The following is a 22,337-nucleotide window of genomic DNA, read 5'->3' as shown; positions in this document are numbered from 1 at the left end:
TATTAGTGAGCATCGCTTTCATGATGCTGTTCAATTTCTGATTCGTTCACGACCATTTTCCAACCCGTAGACTCTAGCGTGTGTTGGTCAAAAGTAGCGGGCTGTTTCGCTACACCGCCCAAGAAGATCCAGATTTCAGGAGAAACGCTGTTCGCATTTAAAATAAAGGAATCCGCAAAACCATGATCGCTTTGTGCAGCATATTCACTAGATGTAGCTTGTTCACTTGGAGTAGAAAAGTAATAACCACGCTCGTCCAGTACCCAAGCATGAGAACCTTTGCGCTTCCAACTCTGATCTTCTACAAACGGGGCAACCCATTCATCTTTAAGTGATGCAACACTTGGCCATTCGCCAACTGAGTCCATGCGCAGATCACGAATTTCTTCATGAGCCAAACGCAGCTCTGATAGCATCGCCAAGTTTTCTTGTTCAACATCAGTCACTAGAATTTGATGATCAAGCACTGCTTTAACGTGGGATTCTGCCTGATGAAATGGGATTGCGACAGTTGCAAAGCAAAGGATGAACACAATGATCAGCCCTACCCATTTGCCCTCTCTGCCGCCCGTATCAGCACGTACGCTTTGAATCATCATTTTTCACTGATCTCTACAACATCAACTTCAACTGGAAACTCATGACCTGAATCGAACACAAGGTAGAACTCAGTGTCAGGATGTGGGAATTCAACGATAGAACGTTTATCTGTCATCTCTTTTGCAATCAAGTTGTCTTCGTAATCGTACATCTCAACTGCGTAATCAATCGCTTTGCTGCCATCCGAATAACCCGCTTCACAAGCAACAGTCTTACCTTCAAACCAGCAGCTCATCAGTGGAAAGTGTGCTTGCGCAGGTAATGCAGCGAAACCAAGTCCCAATGCTAAGCAAGGAGTCATTAAAGTGTTAAGTTTTGTTTTTATTGTCATGGTTCGTACCCTAGCCACAGTGCAAATTCTCAGTAATAAACTGAGCGATAAAGGGCTCAAATGAGCCCTTAAGCTTTTGGTTGCTTAATCAGGAACCTAGCCCCGATAGCACAGATTATTGAAGCAGTGTTTCGAACGTTAGGTGAACGTTCGCGCTTGCTTTGTCTGCCAGTGGGTTGTCAATCAACTCACCTTTGTAGTTCGCTTTCATTACGTAACGACCTGCTACGTCTGGAGTAAACGTGATTTCACCGTTCTCATCACTCACCACATCAATCTGCTCTTGGTGGTTGCGGTAAAGCGTACCTTCACGAGTAATCTCCGCTTTCACGTCTTTCTGGATTTCACCGTTGTAGAAGAACTGGAATGTCACAGGTTCGCCTTCAACGATATCTGAAGGGTGTGTCACAGGCTTCATTTCTAGAAGCTTGCCTTCAATTTTGAACACTGAATCCGTTGGCTTACCTACCGTGATGTAGCTTTCTGCGCGGGTGAAGCTGATTTGTGTTACCACGTCACGTGACTTTTCAGGCAGAACTGAGTCACGCTCAGCTTTGTTTGCTTTAATCCACTTCACCGTGTCACGGCGACCCGCTTTGTATTGCGTGTAGTAAGACGGCTGGTTGTTGATCGCCACTTTGTGTGTACCTTCTTCTTCAAAATAGAAGTCGAAGATTGAACGACGCTTGCCACGAATAACGAAGTTAGGACGCTCGCTGCGGCCATCTGGCATGATGACATGAGCATTTTCGCTGCCAGCAGGCTTATCAAAAACAAACGTACCATGAGACGCAGTAACGTCGAACGTTAGCCAATCACCACCTTCTTTAGATACAGTGAAGTGAGATGGCAAAATCCAACGTGGGTGAGCTTGTGCCGTTGTCGTTGTCGTTGCTGCTAGGCCGAATGCCATCACACCCGCTAGAGCAAGTGCTTTGATTTTTGTCTGTTTCATCATGTTCAATTCCATTATTTATAATTGTTAGCCGTGTCGCTCTATCTGAGCCTACGATGACCACTGTCTATTCTGTTCAGCTTGGTTTTACTGTTCGCACTTACTATTTAGCGATGTAGTTCAGGGTGATTTCACCCGTCTCTTCCGTTGCTTTTAATTCGTAAGATATGTTTGAATCTGCGAGTGATACTTTTTGGCGAAGGTAATTACGGCCACCGTGTTCACGAACCACTTCGATATGAACCGTGTACTCGCCTTGTTCTAACGTTTCACCGCTGTCGCTCTTACCATCCCACACGAAACGGTACTGGCCAGCAGGACGTGTTGCAGACGTCACAGCATCAACCAGTTCACGATCGTAACGGCCAACCTTTCTCCACCAGCTGCGCAGATCCTTAAGCCATTCGTCTTTACCGACCCAAAGCTCGATGGTTTTCACTGACTTTCGTTCGCTATTCTCTACCCACACCGCCACATAAGGACGTGCATACATAGAGGTATCAATCTTTGGAAGCTCAAAGCTGACATCCAGTTTTGCCGTATCAGGAATCGCTTGTGCCATACCTAGGCTTGGCAAAAGAGATAAAGCAAGAAGCGCCTTGCTCCAGTTCATTTTTTTCATTTTTAACAACCTTTTAAATCCGTTTAACCTTAAGTTCGCTCTTCAATCCGATTCATCAATCGAATCAAGCGTTAAGGCACGGCGACAAAATAGATAGCAAGTGAGATTGCAGACCCAAACACCGTCCATTTGATGGAAGTATTAAGCGTCTTTTTCTTAGGTAACAGTAAGCACACGCCAGTAAGCACAAAGAAGATCATCAATAGCGCAGTGATATCGATAAACCATTTCCATACTTCACCGCTGTTACGACCTTTATGCAGATCGTTCAACAATGCGATAACGCCGTAATTCGTGGTTTCGACTTCTACAAACTCAGACGTAACGTCAACAAAAACGGAAGCGTTGTAGCCGGGTCCTTTGAAGTCCATAGATACCTCACCGATGAGCAACTCACCATCTTCAATCTCTGCATAGATGTCCAAACCAGAAGGAACGCCGGAGAGGTTGGCTTCTTCGAACAGAAACGTTTCAAAGGCTGTCTCGTCAGCTTTTAAACGTCCGTCTTGAACCGTAAATAAACTTGTAGGAAGCGTTAGCGTAGAGCGTTGGATATTGGGTTGGCTTGATTCAAATAACTCAGGTCGGTTCAGGGTGATACCGGTTACTGAGAAAAAAAGAACCACGAACAGAAGCGCCATAGAAATATAAACATGAAGTCGACGAGCCCATGACTGAACCGCCCTACTTTTTAACGACATACAAACCAATACCTATAAATTTTATGGCGACAATTTAGTTGATAATCATTCGTATTGGCATTCAATTTACATTGTTTACGTTTGCCGAGTGGCGTAAGGAAATTTACATAACATTACATGGGAAGTAATCGAACTGTATGCATATTCTTGCTAACGTGTACTAAAGGGATTTGATTCGTTTTATTAGAGGTTATTGATAACAGGGTCAAAGCTCAAAAAAGCTCAATCTCAACATGCTTGATTGAGATGGGTTTAAGGTAACAGTCGTAGCTTGAAGGATAGAAAGTTGGGACTATTTGATCACTGGTTTGATGATAGCTAATGAAGCTTAAAAGGATTTGAAATGCGTATTTTTGTTTTGGCTTTTGCTGCGCTAGTGACGGCGTGCACCAGCCAAATAATCAGCACGGAAGAACATATTCAAGAATACATCGGTTCAGACATAACCGATGTACAAGAACGTTATCTCACCGAACGGTCACGCCCTATCAGTTTTTGGGCGTCTCGAAACTATGCTTGGATTGAAACCAAGAAACCGTTAGACAATGGTTATACAGTACACGCATTCAAAAACCCTTATCGTGATTGCACTATTAACTGGGTTGCTGATACCAGTGGCGTAATCCAAAGTGCGACGTCCCGCGGTACGATGTGCGAGCCTTAACTGACGTACTGGAACGATAAAGTTCAAAAAGCTTTAACCGCCAAAAATTAAAAAGGGTGTCATTTGAACCATCAAATGACACCCTTTTCTCTATATTACTTTCTCTTGTCTTCTGTTGTGCTATTCGCAGTTAGACGTTGCCGTTATCACTCACTGTTCTTAGCTGAGTCAGATATTTAATCCAACCTTTTGCCTCAGAAGAAGGCTCAATGTTGTTCGCACGTTTCGCTTGAGCAAGAGCATTATCAAGATTCTTTAGCTTGTACCATGAACGTACTTTCGCTAAAGCAACATCAGCTTGCTTGTTCTTGTCTTTCACTTTATCCAAAACAACCAGAGCACGATCGTAGTAACCTTGCTGAACCAGTAATTGAGCCACATTCCAATGATATTGCGTGTCCTTTTTAGACGCTAACGTCCATACTTCAATAGCACTGTCCCACTCTTTCGCTAACTGCCAGTAGGTTGCTTGCTCAGCCAGGAGTTGAACATCGCTGTTCGCATCATCTAACTTAGCGATCTCTTGTGCTGCACGCTCTGGAATACCACGTTTAGCATAAAGCTGAGCCAGTAATCGGCGGTCTGAGTTTTTCAGCTCTACCCCTTGAAGATCAGCCAACGCTAGTGTGTTCAATGCATCGCGGTTACGCTCTAGTCTTAACTGAATACCCACAAGTTGACGCCACCAGTTGTCTTTTTCTGGCTGAAGTTCAATCAGGCTTTCCAGTGTTGGAATAGATTGCTTCCATTGCTTTAACTGTAGTTGTGCACCCAATTTTAGCGAAAGAGGCGACAGTTCTGATTTCGCATTGAACTTGTCGCGATTACCAATAGCAACCAGTACTTTTGACCAGTTTTCGATTTGGTATTCCGCTTGTGCAATTCGCATCCAAAGCACGTCTTTCTTTTCTGCCTCTGGCGCTGTTTTTACTAACTCGTAGTAATGTGGAAGCGCGTTTTTGAACTGTTGATCGTTTAATAACAGATCCGCAAGCATACGCTTCGTTATCCAAGCTTGTTCATCCACCAGCAAATTGGTATCGACGGCGTATGTAAGCTGCTTAATCGCCTTATCGGTTTTGCCATCTTGCCAGTAAAAAACACCTAGCATACGAGCTACGTACGCTTTGTCGTAGCCCTTAGAAAGCTCTAAACCTGCTAGTACGTCAATGGCCTGTTTAACCTGTTCATCTTGAGCAAGCTTATGCGCCTTTTGAACACGAATAGCAGTATATTGGGTTAGCTCTTGTGCCTGTGTTGTAAGGGGCATTAACAACAAGCCCACTAATATCCATATCTGTTTCATCATTTTGCCAACTTAAACTCTAGTTTCACGGTTTGACCAACCTGAGCTATCGCTTTTCCATCGACGACTTTTGGTTGATATTTCCATTTTTTAAGTGCTCTCATCGCTTCACGTTCAAACATACGACGTGGGTTTGCGTCAGTGACTTGAATGTCAATTGGGCGTCCCGTTTCGTCGATGGTAAAAGACATTATCACATGGCCTTCAGCGCCACGCTTCAGCGCTTTAGGTGGGTAACGAGGTTCTACTCGATACAGAGGCATTGCTTGTTGGTTTGACCCAAAATCAGAAAATGTCGGCGCGTTAATCGCTAGGCCGTCAATGGATGTATTCAAATCCAAAGAAGGTAATGAAGACATCGAATTCAGAGGCGTAACTTCAGCTTGTGACTGAGACGTTTGCGCTTCCGGTGGCGGCTCTGGCATTTCTGGTTTTTCAGGGACTGCGCGTTGTCTTCTTTGAACTTCTTGTTCTTGTTCCACCATTACCATGTTGAAACTTAACGTCTCGCTATCGTCTGGTGAACGTTGGTGGCCATTATCGACCATCCAAGCCATAAAAGAAAACAGCGCTAAGCCCAACGCGCCCGCTAGCGGTAAAGCAAGAAATAGGCGAATCATTTATGAAGATCCTCCAAGATCATCGCTTATCAGCAGCAAGCGCAATGTTTTTAACACCTGCACCTTTCGCGGCATCCATCACTTTAACAACAGTACCGTTGTAAGCGTGTTCATCCGCTTGAATAACCAAAGAAGCATCAGGTTGTTCTAGCAACAAGTGCTCTAACGTCGCTTGGACACGTTCAACATCTACGACACGCTTGTCGATGAAAATGTCGTTTGCAGAAGTAATCGCAACAAAGATGCCTGCATCCTTTTGGCTTACTACGTTAGAAGCTTGTGGGCGATTGACTTCCACCCCTGACTCACGAACAAATGAACTGGTCACAATAAAGAAAATAAGCATGATAAAGACAATATCAAGCATCGAAGTAAGGTCTATTTGAGCCTCTTCGTTTTTAGAATGACGTCGACCGAGTCTCATCGTTGACTCCTTAAAGATTTTTCTAATTTCAATTCTAAGCGGTTACATACTTTCGCTAAGCGAGCGTGAACGAACATGCCCGCTAACGCTGCAACCATGCCTGCCATGGTTGGCAGTGTTGCTAACGAGATACCTGAAGCCATCAATTTAGGGTCACTGCTGCCTTGTGTCGCCATAACATCAAAAACAGAGATCATACCGGTTACAGTGCCTAGCAAGCCCAACATCGGGCAAATAGCGACTAACAGCTTAATAAAATTCAAGTTTTGGTTAAGCAAGATACTCGCTTGCCCTAACCAACCTTCACGAATGGCTTTGGCATGCCAAGAAGAGTGATCTTCTCTTTCATGCCATTTCGCTATCCAAGCTTGGCGTTGCTTAGGAAAGTAGAACGCAAGATAAAGCACACGTTCTACCACAAGCACCCAATACACTAGGATGACAGCCGCTAGCCACCACAGGACGAAACCGCCCTGCTCCATAAAGCTTGATAAAGACAGCAGCCAGTCACTCGTTAACCAACTCGCTGGTAATAGAGAACCCGACAAAATATCCATTACGCAGCAGTCCCAACTGGTGAAACAACAGCGTTTGATTCAACGGTCTTTTCAGCCTGCTCAGCAACAAGACCAATACCTTGCTTCTCAAGAATATTGCGAATGTTTTCTGCTTGAGTGCTAAGAATGTTGTGTGCCAGTAGAAGAGGCATTGCCGCAACCAGACCAAGTACCGTAGTTACAAGCGCCATCGAGATACCACCCGCCATAACTTTAGGGTCGCCATTACCAAACTGAGTGATCACTTGGAATGTTTCGATCATGCCGGTTACTGTACCTAAAAGGCCCAACATTGGTGCTAGTGCCGCCAATAGCTTAAGCATCGATAGACCTTTCTCTAGGTGAGTCTGCTCATCAACTACCGCTTCTAAAAGTCGCAACTCTAACGCTTCAACCGTTTGGTTTTGTTCCTTGTTGTACATCGCAAGAATACGACCTAGTGGGTTATCACCCGCTTGCTCAGGGTTCTTAAGTTGCGCGCGAATTTTCTGGCGTGCGATAGCAAGAGAGACACCACGAACTAATGCGATGATTAGACCAATAGCTAGTAGGCCAAGAATCACTTTACCAACCACACCACCCGCTTGTAGACGGTCAGTTAAACTTGGCGTAAGTGCTAATTGCTCTAGCATAAACCCGCGAGAAGGATCGACAACCACGTTAGATACTTCACCATTCGCTAACGAAGAAAGTGACGCTAACGTTGGACCATTTTGTGGTTGCTTAAGGTAAGCGATCGCATCTTCACGCTGAGTGTTCCAGCTAACATAGCCTTGCTCTGTCACAAGACCAATCGAACCTAGTCGGTAAGCGTCAACCTTGTTTGTATTGCCTTCACCATTAATGAATGCAATTTGAGATTTGCTAAGCTCAGAACTCGCTTGGATCTGTTCAACCATGCTCATCCACAAACCGGTCAGCTGTGGCATTGAAGGCAGTGATTTAGCATCAATGATTTGATCAACAGTTGCAGTGTGTTCAGCACGATCAACACTATTCACGGTTGAGCTAAGCTCTGCGCCGAGTTCTTTTGCGTTTTGACGAACGACACCGAACAGCTCGCCTAAGCTACCGGTTTCTAAACGCAGCTTCTCTTCTAAGCGAGCAAGCTTGTTTTCGTTATCACTGAACGTTTGAGTCAGAACATCTGTCGCACCTTGGATAGACGTACGCTTCGCTTCAAGCTGAGCTTTGATCGCTTTCAGTTCTTGTTCTGTCTTTTTGAAATCAGCTTCACGCACTACGTTGTGAGAAGCTTGAGTTCGACTCTCTGATTTTGCTTTATTAACTAGCTGAGCCGTCGTATCTGATGCAGAGAAAGCTGAAAATGAAAGTGATGTAATGCAAAGCAATGCTGCTAATGGCTTTAAGTTCATTACTTAACCTCCGCAACAGTTAAAGAAACAGGTAAAGTAATTAGGCTTGGCGCCGCTTGTTGGCTTGCAATGTCGTAAGCTTTATCTAGTTCAGACTTCATTGAAGAATCTAACTCTTGCCATTGACCTTTTGTTTGATCCCAAGACCAATATTGGCTGCCATTTAGGTTGCGAGCAACTAAAGAGATACGACCTAGGTGCAACACGTCAGCTTCAATCGTTCTGTCGCTACTCAATACTACTCGACCTTGATAAGCACCTAGCTTGATGCCGTAGTCCATCTCAATTTGGTATGCCTCTAAAATACGGCGGTATTTCTCAGCATCACTCACATCAGCACGAGTCATCATTGCTTGTAGCTTTTCTACTCTTTCTAGACGCTGTTCTTTCTTAATCGGCACGTCTTTCTCTACCAACTGTTCAAGACCATCGATCATTTGATACATCAATGGCACAACACCTTGGCGTGTGTATTTGATTTCTTCGTTCTGCTCTTCAATGCTTTGAGCTTCTTGGTTTTGGCTCTCAACTAATGCAGCAAGGTGATCGTGATAGATTTCTAGGTTTTTAACTTCTTCTTGCAGACGCTCAATCTCAGCTTGCAGCATTAAAGTCGCTTGTGAGCTTTTATCAATAACCTTTTGGCTCGAAGCCGACGCGTTATTGGTCTTGTTTTGAATTGATTGAGCTTGATCCAAGCTGTTTGCCATAGAAGACGTTGCAACCAAACTGATGGCAAGCGCTAGGCTAGTTTTTAAAAGATTCATAATTGTAGTCATTTACTATAGAAGAAGGTCAAATACATTTTATTGATAAATACTATTATTGATAAGCACTCTCATTATCATTAAAAGTCACTCGCATTACTAGGGATATTTTACTGAATAGCAGAATCACGAAAGGAGAAAGCCGAAACTTTCCCCTTAGTATTTAGGCTAACAATAGTACCCTACTAACAAATTAGTATTTTACCTGTAAAGTCGCCATGTAGTTACGGCCTTCGCCGATTACTACGTCTTCAGCAAATTGGTGGTTTGAAGATGTTGAACCGCCACCCGCTAGGTATTCTTTATCAAATACGTTCTCGACTGTTAGACGCGCTACGAAATCAAGAGAATCGTCGTACTTAAGCGTGTATGCAGCACCCATATCTACACGTGCGTAGCCGTCTTTCTTGAATGTGTTCGCGCTATCGCCGTAACGAGAACCTTCGTAGATAAGACCCAGGTTCACATCAACTTCGTTTGTTGCTGCATAGGTAGACCAAACGCTTGCTGCAAACTCAGGTACGTCAACTGGACGGTTACCTTCATATGTTTCATGGTTCGTGATTTCAGCATCTAAGTACATTGCAGAACCAGACATTGAGAAGCGCTCTGAAATAAAGCCTTGTGCGGCTAGCTCAGCACCACGGTGAACTTGTTCGCCACCTTGTGTCTTCGTCCAATCGCCTGATGAAGTGTCTTCTACATCCATTGAAATGTTTTCTTGGGTAATATCGAATACCGCACCAGAAACGGATAGACGTTCGTCCATCAGTTCCCACTTAGTACCGACTTCGTAAGACACGCCCGTTGCTGCGTCAAGAAGTTCGCCATCGTTGGTGTAGTTGCGGCTTCCGCTAGACACAACACCTTGTGGTTCGAAACTTTCAGAGTAAGAAGCGTAGATACTACCGTTTGATGCTGGGTGGTAAATCAGGCCAAGCTTAGGCGCTACATTTTCTTCTGCTACGCCATCACTTACTTTACGGTCGAAACGAGCACCCGCAAGAACTTGCCATTCATCATTAATAGTAATCAAATCTTGGATGTAGAAGCCCCAAGTATCGTAAGTACTCATCTTACCTAGCGATGTTGGACCCACTGACGGCGCTGGTACTGTTGCATCTGGTACGTATTCAGCGCTGCTGAAGCGATCCATACCACGGTAGTAGCTGTAACCTAACCAGTTAGCACCGAATAGTAATTGGTGTTCTGTGCCCGCAAGATCGGCGGTTGTCGTTAGATCTACGTAAGCCGTTCTGAAACGCCATTTATCATGACGGTAGTTACCGCCTTGAGTCACGGTGCCCGTACCATCAGGATTCATATTTGAAAAGCTTGGGTAGCTTTCCATATCAATACGTTCGAAATCTTGGTAGTTGAAACCTGTTTTTAATGACCATGTATCAGTCAGGTTAGCAGCAATATCAAAACCAACGTTCTCAACATCGTTTTCAATCTGTGACCACTGCGCATCCCAGATATGCTTGTCGCTACCCACTCGGTTGCCGTCTAGTGTGTATAGTGCACCAGAATCTACGCTGCCTTCGTCGTTGGTCTTATCGTAGTGAACAGAAACCATTACGTCTTCAGTTACATCGTAATCAACGAATACACCACCAACAAAACGTTCTGTTTGTGGTTCAGTTCCGTCACCATAAGTTCTCCAAGAGCCGTAGCTTTCTTTAGATAGAATCGCGCGACCACGTAGAGTTTCAGCGTCGTTCAAAGCGCCACTTACGTCTACCGTTGTACGAGAATGGTCATTAGAACCAATATCTTGGCTAACACTTACTTGCGTATCGTAAGTTGGCTTTTTGCTTACCATGTTGATCAAACCACCTGGTGCAGAAATACCGTAAAGAAGACCAGAAGGTCCTTTTAGTACTTCAACACGCTCTAGCAGTTCGATTGGTTGACGGTAGTGAGACCAATGTTGCTGGCCATTTTTAAGGAAGCCCGAAGAGCTTTCTACCGAGAAACCACGTAGAGAGAAACGTTCACGGTTACGGCTTGTACCGCCAGCACTTACACTCGCGTCATTCTTAAGCACGTCACCAAGCGTTGTTGCACGCTGTTCATCGATGATTTGCTCATCGATTACTAAAACTTGTCCCGGAGTCTCTAATTGAGTCGCCTCCATGCGCATTGCTGTTGTGTTCGTGTCGGCTTTATAACCGTAGTCACGACCTTCAACAACCATATGCTCGTCTGTTTTTACTGTTTTTACTGTTTCTGCCAATACTGCTGGTGAAGCTAATACTGCGCCGATCACTAAAGCCAATGGGCTCTTTGAAAACATGTCCTTTACTCCGCTTTTATTCTTTTAGACGAACACTTTGTTATTTATTCGATGTGTTCGCTGAACCGTTGCCGGTACCACTGAATTATTTCGGGAGTGAATATAAGTGATAACTATTACCATTTGCATTAAATTTACATTCTTTGCATTCGTAAAGTTTTGTAAAGGCCTGTCGGTGAGTCATATTTGAGGAGTTCAACAAAACCATTCAATACAAATAGTTAAGGCTCATGGACGTAAATCGACTGGTTATCTTCACCGAATTTTTTGAAACAACGGTATTTGTTCAGTCAATTGAAGACGTGAAGATTGATAAGAAAATCATCTCTTCTTATTTACTACCTTTGAAACGACAAATTTATGTATAAAACCCTCGATAGATGTAAATTAATAGTGAATTATTTTATTTTTATTTGTTTAATTTACACAATTATCAGTGATTTTGATCACATCTATAATTCCAAACTCATTTTTTGTTTTTCGAATTGATTATCCGACTGCTAATCTCCTGCTCACTTTGAAAAGGTATCAAAGTTATAAATAATAAGGAGTGTTCTAAATGAATACCAAGAAACCTATGTCTCTGACTGGTCGAGTAATCCTCGGTATGGTCGTAGGTATATTAACGGGATTCGCCATTCAATCCCTTTTTGCAGACAACGGATTTGTTAACAACTACATCGTTAACGGACTCTTTGAAGTGGGCGGACAAATCTTTGTCGCCAGTTTAAAAATGCTTGTTGTGCCTCTAGTCTTCGTTTCACTAGTGTGCGGTACAAGTTCTCTTAAAGACTTATCAACTCTTGGCCGTATGGGTGGCAAAACGCTTGCACTTTATATCGGTACTACTGCCGTTGCCATCACTCTAGCATTAACTATCGGTAACCTGTTCCAACCTGGAGCTGGTGCGGATCTTACTGCTGCGAGCTCTTTCAAATCAGCGGATGCCCCTTCTCTGGGCCAAGTAATCATCGACATGTTCCCAACCAACCCTATTCAGGCGATGGCTGAGGGCAAAACGTTACAAGTTATCGTATTTGCAGTGTTGTTTGGTATCGCAATCAGTGCAGCGGGCAAACCCGGTGAACGTATCGCTGCAGTTTTCTCTGATCTAAACGAAGTGATCATGAAGCTAGTTGCGCTACTAATGAACCTTGCTCCTTACGGCGTATTCTTCTTGATGGCGAAACTGTTCTCTGGCCTTGGCTTAGGTGCAATTTGGAACCTAGCAGAATACTTCTTAGTGCTTGCTGGTACCCTGCTGTTGCATGGCTTGGTGACTTACAGTGCGATGCTTAAAGGATTCACAGGTCTTAGTCCGATTACGTTCCTACGTAAGATGGAAGATGCAATCATGTTTGCATTCTCAACAGCATCTTCGAACGCAACAATTCCAGTAACTATGGAAACGGCTAAGAACCGTATGGGCGTAGACAACAAAGTCGCTTCTTTCACAGTACCACTAGGCGCAACTGTGAACATGGACGGCACTGCAATCATGCAAGGTGTTGCGACGGCGTTTATCGCGCAAGCGTACAACATCGACCTTTCAATGGGTGATTACCTAATGGTTATCCTAACGGCGACACTGGCGTCTGTTGGTACTGCAGGTGTCCCTGGTGTTGGTCTTGTTATGCTAGCTATGGTATTGAACCAAGTTGGCCTGCCGCTTGAAGGTATTGCTCTAATCATGGGTGTTGACCGCCTTCTTGATATGATTCGTACCGCTGTAAACATCACAGGTGATAGTGCCGTATCTATCATCGTTGCTAAGTCTGAAGGCGCTCTAGACGAGTCTCGCTTCAACGACCCAGCAGCAGGTGAGAAAGAAGAAGAAGTTAAGCTAGCTCGCCAACAGGCATAGTCTCGCTTATCTTATGCTCTTGTCTTCAAGCTCAGGCGTAATTAATGGCTACGCCTAGCCCATACCAAAGCGCATAAAGAAAAACGCCACTGCAGATGCAGTGGCGTTTTTATTGGGTATCGCTTAAGTCAGTACTACTGAGTTGGGACAGTTATCAATTTAAGGTAATTATCAATAGGGAAAGCTAATCACCGATTGGGAACATCAAGTTCACTCTCAGCCCCCCACCTTCTCTATTCTCAGCAGTTACATGTCCATTCATCACACCCATCGCTTCTTTAACAATCGCAAGGCCCAGACCGTAGCCACCAGACCGTTTGTCTCTTGCTGATTCAATACGAGTAAACGGGTCGAATATACCTGCAATCTTGTTATCAGGAATACCGTCACCGTCATCTTCTACAGATATTACACTGTAACGTCTATCCATTACCTGTTCGTATGTCGTCACGACCACATGAGCGTTCTCACCCGCGTATTTAATGGCATTCCCGACCAAGTTACCAATGACTCGAAGCAGTAGCCTCTCATCAACGTTCACCATTGATATCGGCGTCTCTAGGGAACCAATCAAAGTTTGATTCGGTTTTAAATCGTTTTGCATCTGCGCGATCAACATTGAACAATAGTGCTCAAGGTGCATTAAACTTAACTTGGAGTCATAGCGAGAGGTTTCTAAGCGGCTAAATTCAAGTATCTCACCCACCAGCTTATTCATCTCTTCTGTTTCATTTTCCATTCGTTCTAGCAAACCAATGCTTTTATCATCAACCTTGCTGCGCAGCAGGTGTAGTGCGAGGTTTTGCCTTGCTAATGGTGTTCTTAACTCGTGTGAGACATCACGAATCAAACAACGTTGCTTTTCAGCCAGAGATTTAATCTCAAAGGTCATATAATCAAAATCGTGTGCAAGCTCGTTGAATTCACGCGTGGTGGAGTTCAACTCCGACACCACACTGACCGTGAAGTCACCTTGAGCCAGTCTGCGGCTCGCTTCTCTCAATCTATCCAACGGTTGCTGAAGGCTTTTGGCCATGATAATCGAGAACAGAGACAATACGACCAATGCAATCAATGCTTTAAGCATATAGGAATATGGCGCAAAAGATTTTGCGGGATGAAACTGGTGCGGTAGTTGGATAACCAGTGTTTTACCGTTATCCAGTGGTAGGCCGAAGATCGGCTTACTCACACGATCACTAAGTTGGTGATCTAACGTTCTTAAGTATTTGAGCTTAAATTCAAAATGTGGGTGCATGTGACGATGTGTGATCGGACGATTGTCTTTATCAATGACGAACAGATAATACTGCTGAGCATTACCCCAGTCCGCGAGTTCATCCATGTCCCCTTCTTCGATCAACACATTCGCTTGGTAAGCAAGGTCGAGCATTTCCGCTTTTACCGATTCTGGGACTTTAAGCAGCGCTTTCATCAAGGCTCTTTCAGCGACACCTTGCAGGATCAAAATACTCACCAAAATGACGGTCAGGTAACTGAACAGTTGGAAAGTGAGTCCGTCTTTACGCTTAGCAATAAAATCAGGGCAACGCAGCAGTTTTTTACTCATGCTCCGACCGACTCTAGGTAACTGTAACCTTTACCACGAACGGTTTTTATATGTTGTTTAGACAAACCTGCCTGAACGAGCTTTCTACGTATATTGCTGATATGCATATCTAAATTACGATCGAAGGGACACAATTCTTTCTTGAGTACATGGATTTGCAGATCAGACTTTGAGACGACAATACCGTCATTTTTGACCAAATAATCAAGCAAGTCTTTTTCAGTGCCAGTTAATGGCAAACGAGAGAGTTGTTCACACAAGCCGTGATTAGAGGAAGCTAAAGATTGTCTCTGACGCTCAAAGCCCACTCGGCGTAAAATCACCTTTATACGAGTCAGGAGCTCAGGAACATTGAAAGGTTTGGCGATGTACTGGTCGGCGCCCGCTTGGTAGCCATCAAGCATTGAAGCGTCGTCATTAAGCGCGGTCAACATAAGAATGGGAGTAGCAAAACGCTGACAAATGCGTCTTGCCACTTGAATACCGCTTAGGTTTGGAAGCATTACATCGAGTAGAACCAAATCGACAGGGTGAGATTGAATAAACTCAAGCGCGGATTCACCGCAATGAACAGTATCAACGTGATACCCCTCATTTTCTAAAACTTCACCCAGTAATTCACACAACTGAATATCATCATCAACAACTAAAACGCGAGACATTACACACACCGATAAATAAGAACTGTTTGCATTCTAATTATCGTTATTATTGATTTCAATTATAAAGTGCCCGATTTCCTCTATAGAAGAAAATCTTTTTCAATCGGTACAAATTTTGAGGCAGAATCGATAAGATTTTGAGCAGTTAACCCCGGAACACCATACACTTCAACAGGCTTGCCAAAGCGCTCTTTGATTCGCTCTACAAGGATTTCGAAATCACCGTCTCCTGATACCAAAACAATCGTATCAACCGTCTCAGCAAGTTCTATCGCGTCTAACGCAATACCCACATCCCAATCGCCTTTTGCACTGCCATCTCGACGCTGAATAAACGGCTTTAACTTCACATTGAAGCCCACACCACGAAGGATATGATGAAATTGACGCTGCTTTGGATCTTGGCTTGAGATTGCGTAAGCATTAGCTGCAATAACGTTACGCCCTTCCGTGGCAACATACCAAAACTGGTTATAGTCGAAGTTAGAACGGTATTTGTCGCGCGTCGTGTAGTAAACGTTCTGAACGTCGACCAAAATTGCTATGTTTTCCATAAATTCATACCTTTAGATTTTCCGTATACCCTATTCTATTCAATTGTAAAATGCGAGTCGCTTTACTCAATAAAAATGAACCTGCCAGCTATCGTTAACGTAAATCTAATATCTTTAGCGTAAAGCTAAGTGTCTTTACGTAATCCTAACTATGCTTATTGTAAGTGGATTTGTTTTGAGCGTTTCTTAGGTGGTTCTGATCTTCACCTTCTTCTTTACGTAGCGTTCAAATCGTACTCAGGCTTAGAGTTTTTAAAGGGAGGTTGGCAATGCTGCACCGACAAACACACAATTCGATCGTAAGCATCGACACAACCAAAGCGATGCAAACTTTAAATCAACCATCAAACTCTGGTAGCTGGTTTAGTTTGCTTAAACTACTGACCATCAGCACGGTAATAATCATGAGCTTAACCATCAATTCAGTACTCGCCTACCCCGCTTATTCTCACTCAAAGCCTTTGCCACACCGCAGTGTGATTTATTTCGCTCCAAAGGAAGATTCAATCGTTAAAGAGTTTCTGAATGAAGTGTTGCTCAATAACTGTCAATTGGACGAACGAGATGTCGTCATTATGGTTATTGCTGAGAGTGGTTACACAGTCCCAACTTGGTTAGAAGAAGAGTTTAACTTAGAAGCAGTCACCAGTATTTACGAGATCCCGAAAGGATCACATACCGCTGTTTTGATTGGTAAAGACGGGAAAGAGAAGCACCGATGGAGTGGCAAAACAGATTGGAAACAGATCACCAATATCATTGACGAAATGCCGATGCGCCAACAAGAAATGCAGCGACAAGGCAGCCGCTGCAGTATTTGATTCTTGATGGACTCAGTAGTGGCTTAGAGATCCAATTAGAAGGTCAAACGATCAAGCTTGTTTGTTAAACCAAGCAAGTTTTTCATGGAGCTGAGCCACGCTGCCTACAACAATCAGCGCTGGGCTCTTTGCGACGCTCGCAAGGTCAGCTAAATCACGTAACCCACCTCTAAACACCTTTTGTTCTTGGCGTGTACCGTTTTCGATGATCGCAACTGGCATGTCAGCTCGCATACCATTATCGAGTAGATTCTTCTGAATGTTCGGACTCTCTTTCAAGCCCATGTAAAACACGATGGTATGGTTGTGCTGAGCAAGAGATTGCCAGTCAATATCTTCGCCATCTTTCTTCAAGTGACCTGTAATAAACTGCACGCTTTGTGCATGATCACGGTGCGTCAACGGAATGCCCGCATAAGCCGTTGCTCCGGCAGCAGCTGTGATGCCCGGAATCACTTCAAATCTCACGTCATTCTCAGCTAGCGTTTCACACTCTTCACCACCACGGCCAAAGATAAACGAGTCACCACCTTTTAGGCGTACTACGTGCTTGTTCTCTTGCGCTTTGGTCACTAATAGTTGGTTGATCTGATCTTGCGGTACACAGTGATGATCAAGCTTTTTGCCCACATACAACATTTCCGCTTCTGGATTAGCCATCGCCAAAATATCTTTTGATACCAAACGGTCATAAACCAACACGTCTGCTTGTTGAATCACTCGTGCCGCTTTTAACGTAAGTAAGTCTGGGTCGCCCGGACCTGCACCTACTAATGAAACAAATCCTGTGTTTCCTGTTTTAACATTCGATGGCGATACTTCTGACATGCTTTGCTCCGAAAGTTAGCTTGTTATATTTCAAGCTTAATTCTGTATGACGATTCATCGTTGTATGAATCACCAATATCCCTACTTCTTAGACTATCAGTTGTTGCCATAAAACTTTACGATTAATTCTAATCAAGATAGAAGTTTATATAACAAAACAATCTATTACGTTGGAAAACCCTGACATTTGCACCATCATCAAGCACACATTGCTCGCCTTAGGTGCACGGTTATCAAAGTAGAGAGTGTTAAGATCAAAAAAGCCCCAAATCAACAGCTTGGGGCTTAACACACATTATTAGTTGCTCATTAACCTAGAACTATCTAATTACTTAGCGCCTAGAGAAGGAGCTGTTTTAGCATGAGTTAGGTATAGAGGAACACACGTCATTAATAGACCACCAACGATGTTACCTAGGATTGTTGGGATAAGGTTGAAGTTCAACCATGTCGCAATACCGAAGTCAGCGCCAAGAATCATACCCAGTGGGAATAGGAACATGTTTACTACTGTGTGCTCAAATACGAGTGCGAAGAAGATGAAGATTGGGAACCACATCATTGCTACACGGCCAGATACTGTGCGTGCAGTCATGTTGCCAATCACACCTAGACATACCATAAGGTTACAGAAGATACCGCGTACGAAACACGTGATCCATCCGTCCATACCCATGTTTTCAAAACCTAGGCTACGACCTGTAGAAACAGCAATGAACTTTTGAGCAACAGCGTTTGGTTCTAAAGAGAAGTTACCCGTTAGTGATACTGCAACAAGGAAAGCAACAATCAAAGAACCGATAAGGTTACCAAGACCAACAATACCCCAACAACGTAGGATACGACCCCAAGTAATACCTGGGCGGTTGTCGAATTTCGCTAAAGGTGCAAGGCCGAATACGCCAGTTACTAGGTCATAACCCATTACACTTAGAATGACGAAGCCAACTGGGAACACAAGTGCGCCAACAAGGCCAATACCGGTTTGAACCATTGCTGTAATAGCAACAACAACCGCTAGAGAAAGGATGATACCAGCCATAGTGCTTCGAATCAGAAGATCGCGAGTACTTGTTTTCGTTTTCGCTTCACCCACATCAATCATCGTTTGAACGAATTCAGCTGGTTTGTAATCAGGAGACATAAGGTTGTCCTTAAAAAGTTTAAATTAAAAGTTAAAATTGGATAGGAAAAGGCTCTAGTTGCCGAGTTAAGGCAATATCGAGAACTAGAACCCTTGAACTATCAAATCTTACTCATCCGAAGATTAAGCAGAGATTTCTACAGCGCCTTTGGCAACACGAGCTTTGTACGCTTTCACGTTGAAGTTCTCGTCTTCCATGCACACACCTGTTGCTAGGTTAAAGCGTTGCTTCTTAAGTGGGCTTGCTACCCAAAGCTCTTCTTTGTGCTCAACAATCAAACCACGTGATAGCACGTTAGATTGGAAGTATGGGTCTGTGTTGCTAATCGCGAATACTTCTTCAGCCTCAGTTGGGCGGAAGATAGCCACTTGCTCACCACTAACCAACGCACAAACACCTGTACCTGGGATAATGTCTTCGATCTTACAAACTTTGGTAAATGCCATGATGTCGTCTCCCAATTAAACAGATTCTACGTGAATGATGTCGCCCTGATGCTTTGAAGTAATGGCTTCAGGGTGTTTCTCAGTGAATGTCGCAGGACGGTGTTGTTCACGACCATCTTCAACAAACACAACGTTATCATCGCGGTCATCAGCATTGATGAAGTGTGCAAAGCGCTTAAGTTGAGCTTCGTCGTTGATTGTATCTGTCCATTCACAAGCGAAGTTATCAACTAGGCCAGCAATGTCAGTTTCAAGTTGGTCATTGATACCAAGCTTGTTGTCTACAATCACTTCACGTAGGTAATCAACACCACCTTCTAGGTTGTCCATCCATACCGAAGTACGTTGTAATGGCGCAGCCGTGCGGATGTAGAACATCATGAAACGGTCGATGTACTTGATTAGCGTTTCTTGGTCTAGGTCGCTTGCCAGTAAGTCTGCGTGGCGAGGCTTCATACCACCGTTACCACATACATACATGTTCCAACCTGCGTCAGTCGCAATAATACCTAAATCTTTACCTTGAGCTTCAGCACACTCACGAGTACAGCCAGACACACCAAACTTCATCTTATGAGGAGTACGGATGCCTTTGTAACGGTTCTCGATCATCACGCCTAGGCCAACTGAATCTTGAACGCCGTAGCGACACCAAGTAGAACCTACACATGTTTTCGCCATACGAAGTGCTTTTGCGTAAGCTTGACCCGTTTCGTAACCTGCAGCGATTAACTTCTTCCAGATTGCTGGTAAGTCATCTTTCTGAGCACCAAATAGGCCGATACGTTGTGCACCTGTGATCTTGGTGTACAAGTTGTATTCAGCAGCAACATCAGCAAGAACGCTTAGTGCTTGAGGTGTTACTTCACCACCCGCCATACGGGGGATTACAGAGTAAGTACCGTCTTTTTGCATGTTACCTAGGAAGTTGTCGTTGGTATCGTGCAGCTTCACTAATTCAGGCTTAAGGATGTGTTCACCCCAGCAAGAAGCAAGGATAGAACCTGCTAGAGGCTTACATACTTCACAGCCGTAGCCTTTACCGTATTTCTCTAATAGCTCATCGAACGTTTTGATTTCTTCGATGCGAATTAGGTGGAAAAGCTCTTGGCGAGAGTATGCAAAGTGCTCACACACGTCGTTCTTCACTTCAACACCAGCTTTAGCAAGTTCAGCGTTTAGTACTGAAGTCACTAGTGGAATACAACCACCACAACCAGTACCTGCGCCTGTTACTGCTTTGATATCACCGATTGTGTGGTGACCTTCAGCAACCGCTTGAGCGATCTTGCCTTTAGTCACATCGAAACAAGAACAGATAACAGCAGACTCAGGAAGAGAATCCGCGCCAAGTGTTGGCTTTTCAGCACCAGCATGAGCAGGAAGAATCAATGCATCTGGGTGTTCTGGTAGGTCGATTTCGTTCAGCATAAGCTGTAGAAGATCACCGTAGTCAGACGTGTCACCAACCATTACTGCACCAAGCAGCTTCTTGTTGTCTTCAGAAACGATTAGACGCTTGTAAACTTCTTGTTCTTCGTTTTGGTAAACGTAGCTCTTACAGCCAGGAGTACGACCGTTCGCATCGCCGATAGAGCCTACTTTCACGCCCAAAAGCTTAAGCTTCGCAGACATGTCAGCACCTTCAAATGTGCTTTCGTTACCAACAACGTGGTCAACCGCTACCGTTGCCATTTTGTAACCAGGAGCCACTAGGCCGTAGAACGTTTGGTTCCAAGACGCACACTCACCGATTGCGTAGATGTCTTTGTCTGTCGTTTGACAGTGATCATTAATCTCGATACCGCCACGTGGTGCAATACCCAGCCCCATTTGACGAGCAAGTTTGTCTTGTGGGCGAATACCAGCAGAGAATACGATGAAATCAGTTTCTAGCTCTGTACCGTCTGCAAAGCGCATTACGTTACGAGCTTCAGTGCCTTCAGGAGCAATCTCAAGCGTGTTCTTACTTGTATGTACGTTAACGCCCATACGTTCGATTTTTTGACGAAGTTGGTTACCACCCGCTTGGTCAAGCTGCTCAGCCATTAGCTTTGGAGCAAACTCAACAACGTGCGTGGTTACACCAAGAGCTTTTAGTGCGCCTGCAGCTTCAAGACCAAGCAAACCACCACCAACAACCACACCAGATTTAGAATTCTTAGCGGTTGCTTCGATAGCTTTCAAGTCTTCGATTGTGCGGTAAACGAAACAGTCTTTACCTTCGTTACCTTTGATTGGCGGAACGAATGGGTATGAACCTGTAGCAAGGATTAGCTTGTCGTATTGAATTTCACGACCAGTACTTGAGTAAACTGTTTTCTTTTCACGGTTAACGTTAATAGCACGCTCACCGATCAGCATGTTGATGCCGTGTTTCTCGTAGAAGCCTTCTTTAACTAAAGAAAGTTCGTCCGCAGTATGGTGTGAAAAGTAAGAAGAAAGGTGTACACGATCATAGGCTACGCGAGGCTCTTCACAGAAGACTGTGATGTCCATGTTAGCAACGTCTGTCTTCTCGACTAAATCTTCGATATAGCGATGGCCGACCATCCCGTTACCGATTACGACTAGCTTCATCTTGCTCATAAGAATTCCTGAAGGTTATATATTTCTTAACTGAGCGAATAATGAATTATGAAAGAAAATGAAAATATGATGTAAATCAATTACGAAATCGAACTACCCTAAAGGGGTAGGACAAAAGAGGTAGATCTGCTGATTTATCATACGAAGCAAACGAATAACCGTAGGTTTAATAAGGTTTAGCGGGGTTTTATATACACTTTCGTGCAGTAAATAAGATGTTGTAAAGTTTCACAATAGGTTAGCAGTAACACAAGTAAATGACAATCACTTTCATTTGCGGTCATAATAAGTGTAATAACTCATGAAAGCGTTACAGGATCATGAGCAACTATGTATAAATATGAAGAATTTAATGACGCAAAAGACAGTCGCCCTTTTCCATTCCCCACTCATTCCACTCACAAACGGCGCAATTGGTTAACAGATGCTGTTGGTTGTTTAGCAAATGATAGGTTTACATAAGGAAAAGACCGGCACAAAAGTGATCTGATATAGCTTGTTCCTAGTGGTGCTACTGATTAGAGAGCATACGTGGAAGTTTGAACATAGCATGAGGGTTTAGAATTTCAGATAGCAAAAAGGCCAGCATTTCTGCTGGCCTTTCAACTTTGAATAGTGGAGGCGCCTCCCGGAGTC

General features: G+C 43.9%; 22 protein-coding genes. 3 read left to right on the top strand and 19 right to left on the bottom strand.

Annotated elements, in window-relative coordinates; genetic code table 11:
- Window positions 1-2: 2 nt before the first annotated feature.
- The 5 genes from AB4249_RS17950 to AB4249_RS17930 all read right to left on the bottom strand — a co-directional run bounded on the left by AB4249_RS17950 (window position 3) and on the right by AB4249_RS17930 (window position 3,209).
- Complete coding sequence (locus AB4249_RS17950) at window positions 3-599, bottom strand: DUF6162 family protein (protein ID WP_372104204.1); 597 nt, start codon at window positions 597-599, stop codon at window positions 3-5.
- Window positions 596-931: a hypothetical protein gene (locus AB4249_RS17945; RefSeq protein WP_061030894.1), complete on the bottom strand. Its 336-nt coding sequence runs from the start codon at window positions 929-931 to the stop codon at window positions 596-598. The genes AB4249_RS17950 and AB4249_RS17945 overlap by 4 nt, the downstream gene beginning before the upstream one ends.
- A 115-nt stretch (window positions 932-1,046) precedes the next feature.
- Complete coding sequence (locus tag AB4249_RS17940) at window positions 1,047-1,889, bottom strand: DUF4198 domain-containing protein (protein ID WP_372104201.1); 843 nt, start codon at window positions 1,887-1,889, stop codon at window positions 1,047-1,049.
- A gap of 100 nt (window positions 1,890-1,989) precedes the next feature.
- Window positions 1,990-2,508 (bottom strand): DUF2271 domain-containing protein, encoded by a 519-nt coding sequence (locus AB4249_RS17935; RefSeq protein ID WP_017062545.1) that lies wholly within the window; start codon window positions 2,506-2,508, stop codon window positions 1,990-1,992.
- A gap of 71 nt (window positions 2,509-2,579) precedes the next feature.
- Window positions 2,580-3,209 carry a PepSY-associated TM helix domain-containing protein gene (locus tag AB4249_RS17930; protein WP_372056395.1) on the bottom strand — a complete coding sequence of 210 codons (630 nt, stop codon included), beginning with the start codon at window positions 3,207-3,209 and terminating at the stop codon, window positions 2,580-2,582.
- A gap of 343 nt (window positions 3,210-3,552) precedes the next feature.
- Here AB4249_RS17930 and AB4249_RS17925 point away from each other — a divergent pair, with 343 nt between their 5' ends.
- On the top strand, window positions 3,553-3,873 hold the full coding sequence (locus AB4249_RS17925; RefSeq protein ID WP_017062547.1) for a hypothetical protein: 321 nt from the start codon (window positions 3,553-3,555) through the stop codon (window positions 3,871-3,873).
- Between the two features lie 130 nt (window positions 3,874-4,003).
- Here AB4249_RS17925 and AB4249_RS17920 read toward each other — a convergent pair whose 3' ends face one another.
- From AB4249_RS17920 to AB4249_RS17890, 7 genes are all read right to left on the bottom strand, one after another.
- Window positions 4,004-5,182: a tetratricopeptide repeat protein gene (locus AB4249_RS17920; RefSeq protein WP_372104198.1), complete on the bottom strand. Its 1,179-nt coding sequence runs from the start codon at window positions 5,180-5,182 to the stop codon at window positions 4,004-4,006.
- Entirely contained in the window at window positions 5,179-5,799 is a 621-nt protein-coding gene (locus AB4249_RS17915) for an energy transducer TonB (RefSeq protein WP_017067523.1), read from the bottom strand. The genes AB4249_RS17920 and AB4249_RS17915 overlap by 4 nt, the downstream gene beginning before the upstream one ends.
- Window positions 5,800-5,818: 19 nt before the next feature.
- Window positions 5,819-6,223, bottom strand: a complete 405-nt coding sequence (locus tag AB4249_RS17910; RefSeq protein WP_004739212.1) for a biopolymer transporter ExbD — start codon at window positions 6,221-6,223, stop codon at window positions 5,819-5,821.
- A complete protein-coding gene (locus AB4249_RS17905) occupies window positions 6,220-6,780 on the bottom strand; it encodes a MotA/TolQ/ExbB proton channel family protein (RefSeq protein WP_372104196.1) in 561 nt (186 codons plus the stop codon). The genes AB4249_RS17910 and AB4249_RS17905 overlap by 4 nt, the downstream gene beginning before the upstream one ends.
- Complete coding sequence (locus AB4249_RS17900) at window positions 6,780-8,156, bottom strand: MotA/TolQ/ExbB proton channel family protein (protein ID WP_372104193.1); 1,377 nt, start codon at window positions 8,154-8,156, stop codon at window positions 6,780-6,782. Before AB4249_RS17900 ends, AB4249_RS17905 begins: the two co-directional genes overlap by 1 nt.
- Window positions 8,156-8,923 carry a DUF3450 domain-containing protein gene (locus tag AB4249_RS17895; protein ID WP_372104190.1) on the bottom strand — a complete coding sequence of 256 codons (768 nt, stop codon included), beginning with the start codon at window positions 8,921-8,923 and terminating at the stop codon, window positions 8,156-8,158. Before AB4249_RS17895 ends, AB4249_RS17900 begins: the two co-directional genes overlap by 1 nt.
- Before the next feature lie 193 nt (window positions 8,924-9,116).
- The gene (locus AB4249_RS17890; RefSeq protein ID WP_372104187.1) at window positions 9,117-11,222 is read right to left on the bottom strand and encodes a TonB-dependent siderophore receptor; all 2,106 of its coding nucleotides are present in this window, start codon (window positions 11,220-11,222) and stop codon (window positions 9,117-9,119) included.
- A gap of 559 nt (window positions 11,223-11,781) precedes the next feature.
- Here AB4249_RS17890 and AB4249_RS17885 point away from each other — a divergent pair.
- Window positions 11,782-13,086 (top strand): dicarboxylate/amino acid:cation symporter, encoded by a 1,305-nt coding sequence (locus AB4249_RS17885; protein WP_017062553.1) that lies wholly within the window; start codon window positions 11,782-11,784, stop codon window positions 13,084-13,086.
- A gap of 184 nt (window positions 13,087-13,270) precedes the next feature.
- On the opposite strand, the gene AB4249_RS17880 is transcribed toward AB4249_RS17885, so the two are convergent.
- From AB4249_RS17880 to AB4249_RS17870, 3 genes are all read right to left on the bottom strand, one after another.
- Window positions 13,271-14,656, bottom strand: a complete 1,386-nt coding sequence (locus AB4249_RS17880; protein WP_017064547.1) for a sensor histidine kinase — start codon at window positions 14,654-14,656, stop codon at window positions 13,271-13,273.
- Entirely contained in the window at window positions 14,653-15,318 is a 666-nt protein-coding gene (locus tag AB4249_RS17875; protein ID WP_017062555.1) for a response regulator transcription factor, read from the bottom strand. The genes AB4249_RS17880 and AB4249_RS17875 overlap by 4 nt, the downstream gene beginning before the upstream one ends.
- Before the next feature lie 80 nt (window positions 15,319-15,398).
- The gene (locus tag AB4249_RS17870; protein ID WP_010429860.1) at window positions 15,399-15,872 is read right to left on the bottom strand and encodes an NYN domain-containing protein; all 474 of its coding nucleotides are present in this window, start codon (window positions 15,870-15,872) and stop codon (window positions 15,399-15,401) included.
- 323 nt (window positions 15,873-16,195) lie between these two features.
- Between AB4249_RS17870 and AB4249_RS17865 the strand changes: the two genes are divergently transcribed.
- Entirely contained in the window at window positions 16,196-16,693 is a 498-nt protein-coding gene (locus AB4249_RS17865; protein WP_050546503.1) for a DUF4174 domain-containing protein, read from the top strand.
- Between the two features lie 51 nt (window positions 16,694-16,744).
- Here the strand turns inward: AB4249_RS17865 and cobA are convergent, their stop codons facing one another.
- The 4 genes from cobA to nirB form a co-directional block, all read right to left on the bottom strand.
- On the bottom strand, window positions 16,745-17,521 hold the full coding sequence (gene cobA, locus AB4249_RS17860) for a uroporphyrinogen-III C-methyltransferase (protein WP_017066845.1): 777 nt from the start codon (window positions 17,519-17,521) through the stop codon (window positions 16,745-16,747).
- 328 nt (window positions 17,522-17,849) lie between these two features.
- Complete coding sequence (locus tag AB4249_RS17855) at window positions 17,850-18,665, bottom strand: formate/nitrite transporter family protein (protein ID WP_017062558.1); 816 nt, start codon at window positions 18,663-18,665, stop codon at window positions 17,850-17,852.
- Window positions 18,666-18,788: 123 nt separating this feature from the next.
- The gene (gene nirD / locus AB4249_RS17850; RefSeq protein ID WP_017062559.1) at window positions 18,789-19,112 is read right to left on the bottom strand and encodes a nitrite reductase small subunit NirD; all 324 of its coding nucleotides are present in this window, start codon (window positions 19,110-19,112) and stop codon (window positions 18,789-18,791) included.
- Window positions 19,113-19,127: 15 nt separating this feature from the next.
- A complete protein-coding gene (nirB, locus tag AB4249_RS17845; RefSeq protein WP_017062560.1) occupies window positions 19,128-21,701 on the bottom strand; it encodes a nitrite reductase large subunit NirB in 2,574 nt (857 codons plus the stop codon).
- Window positions 21,702-22,337: the final 636 nt, after the last annotated feature.

It is taken from the genome of Vibrio sp. 10N.261.55.F4 (genome assembly GCF_041470465.1).
Lineage (GTDB): Bacteria > Pseudomonadota > Gammaproteobacteria > Enterobacterales > Vibrionaceae > Vibrio > Vibrio crassostreae_C.
Note: the sequence above shows the minus strand (reverse complement) of the source record. Positions and strands in the feature narration are given on the sequence as shown.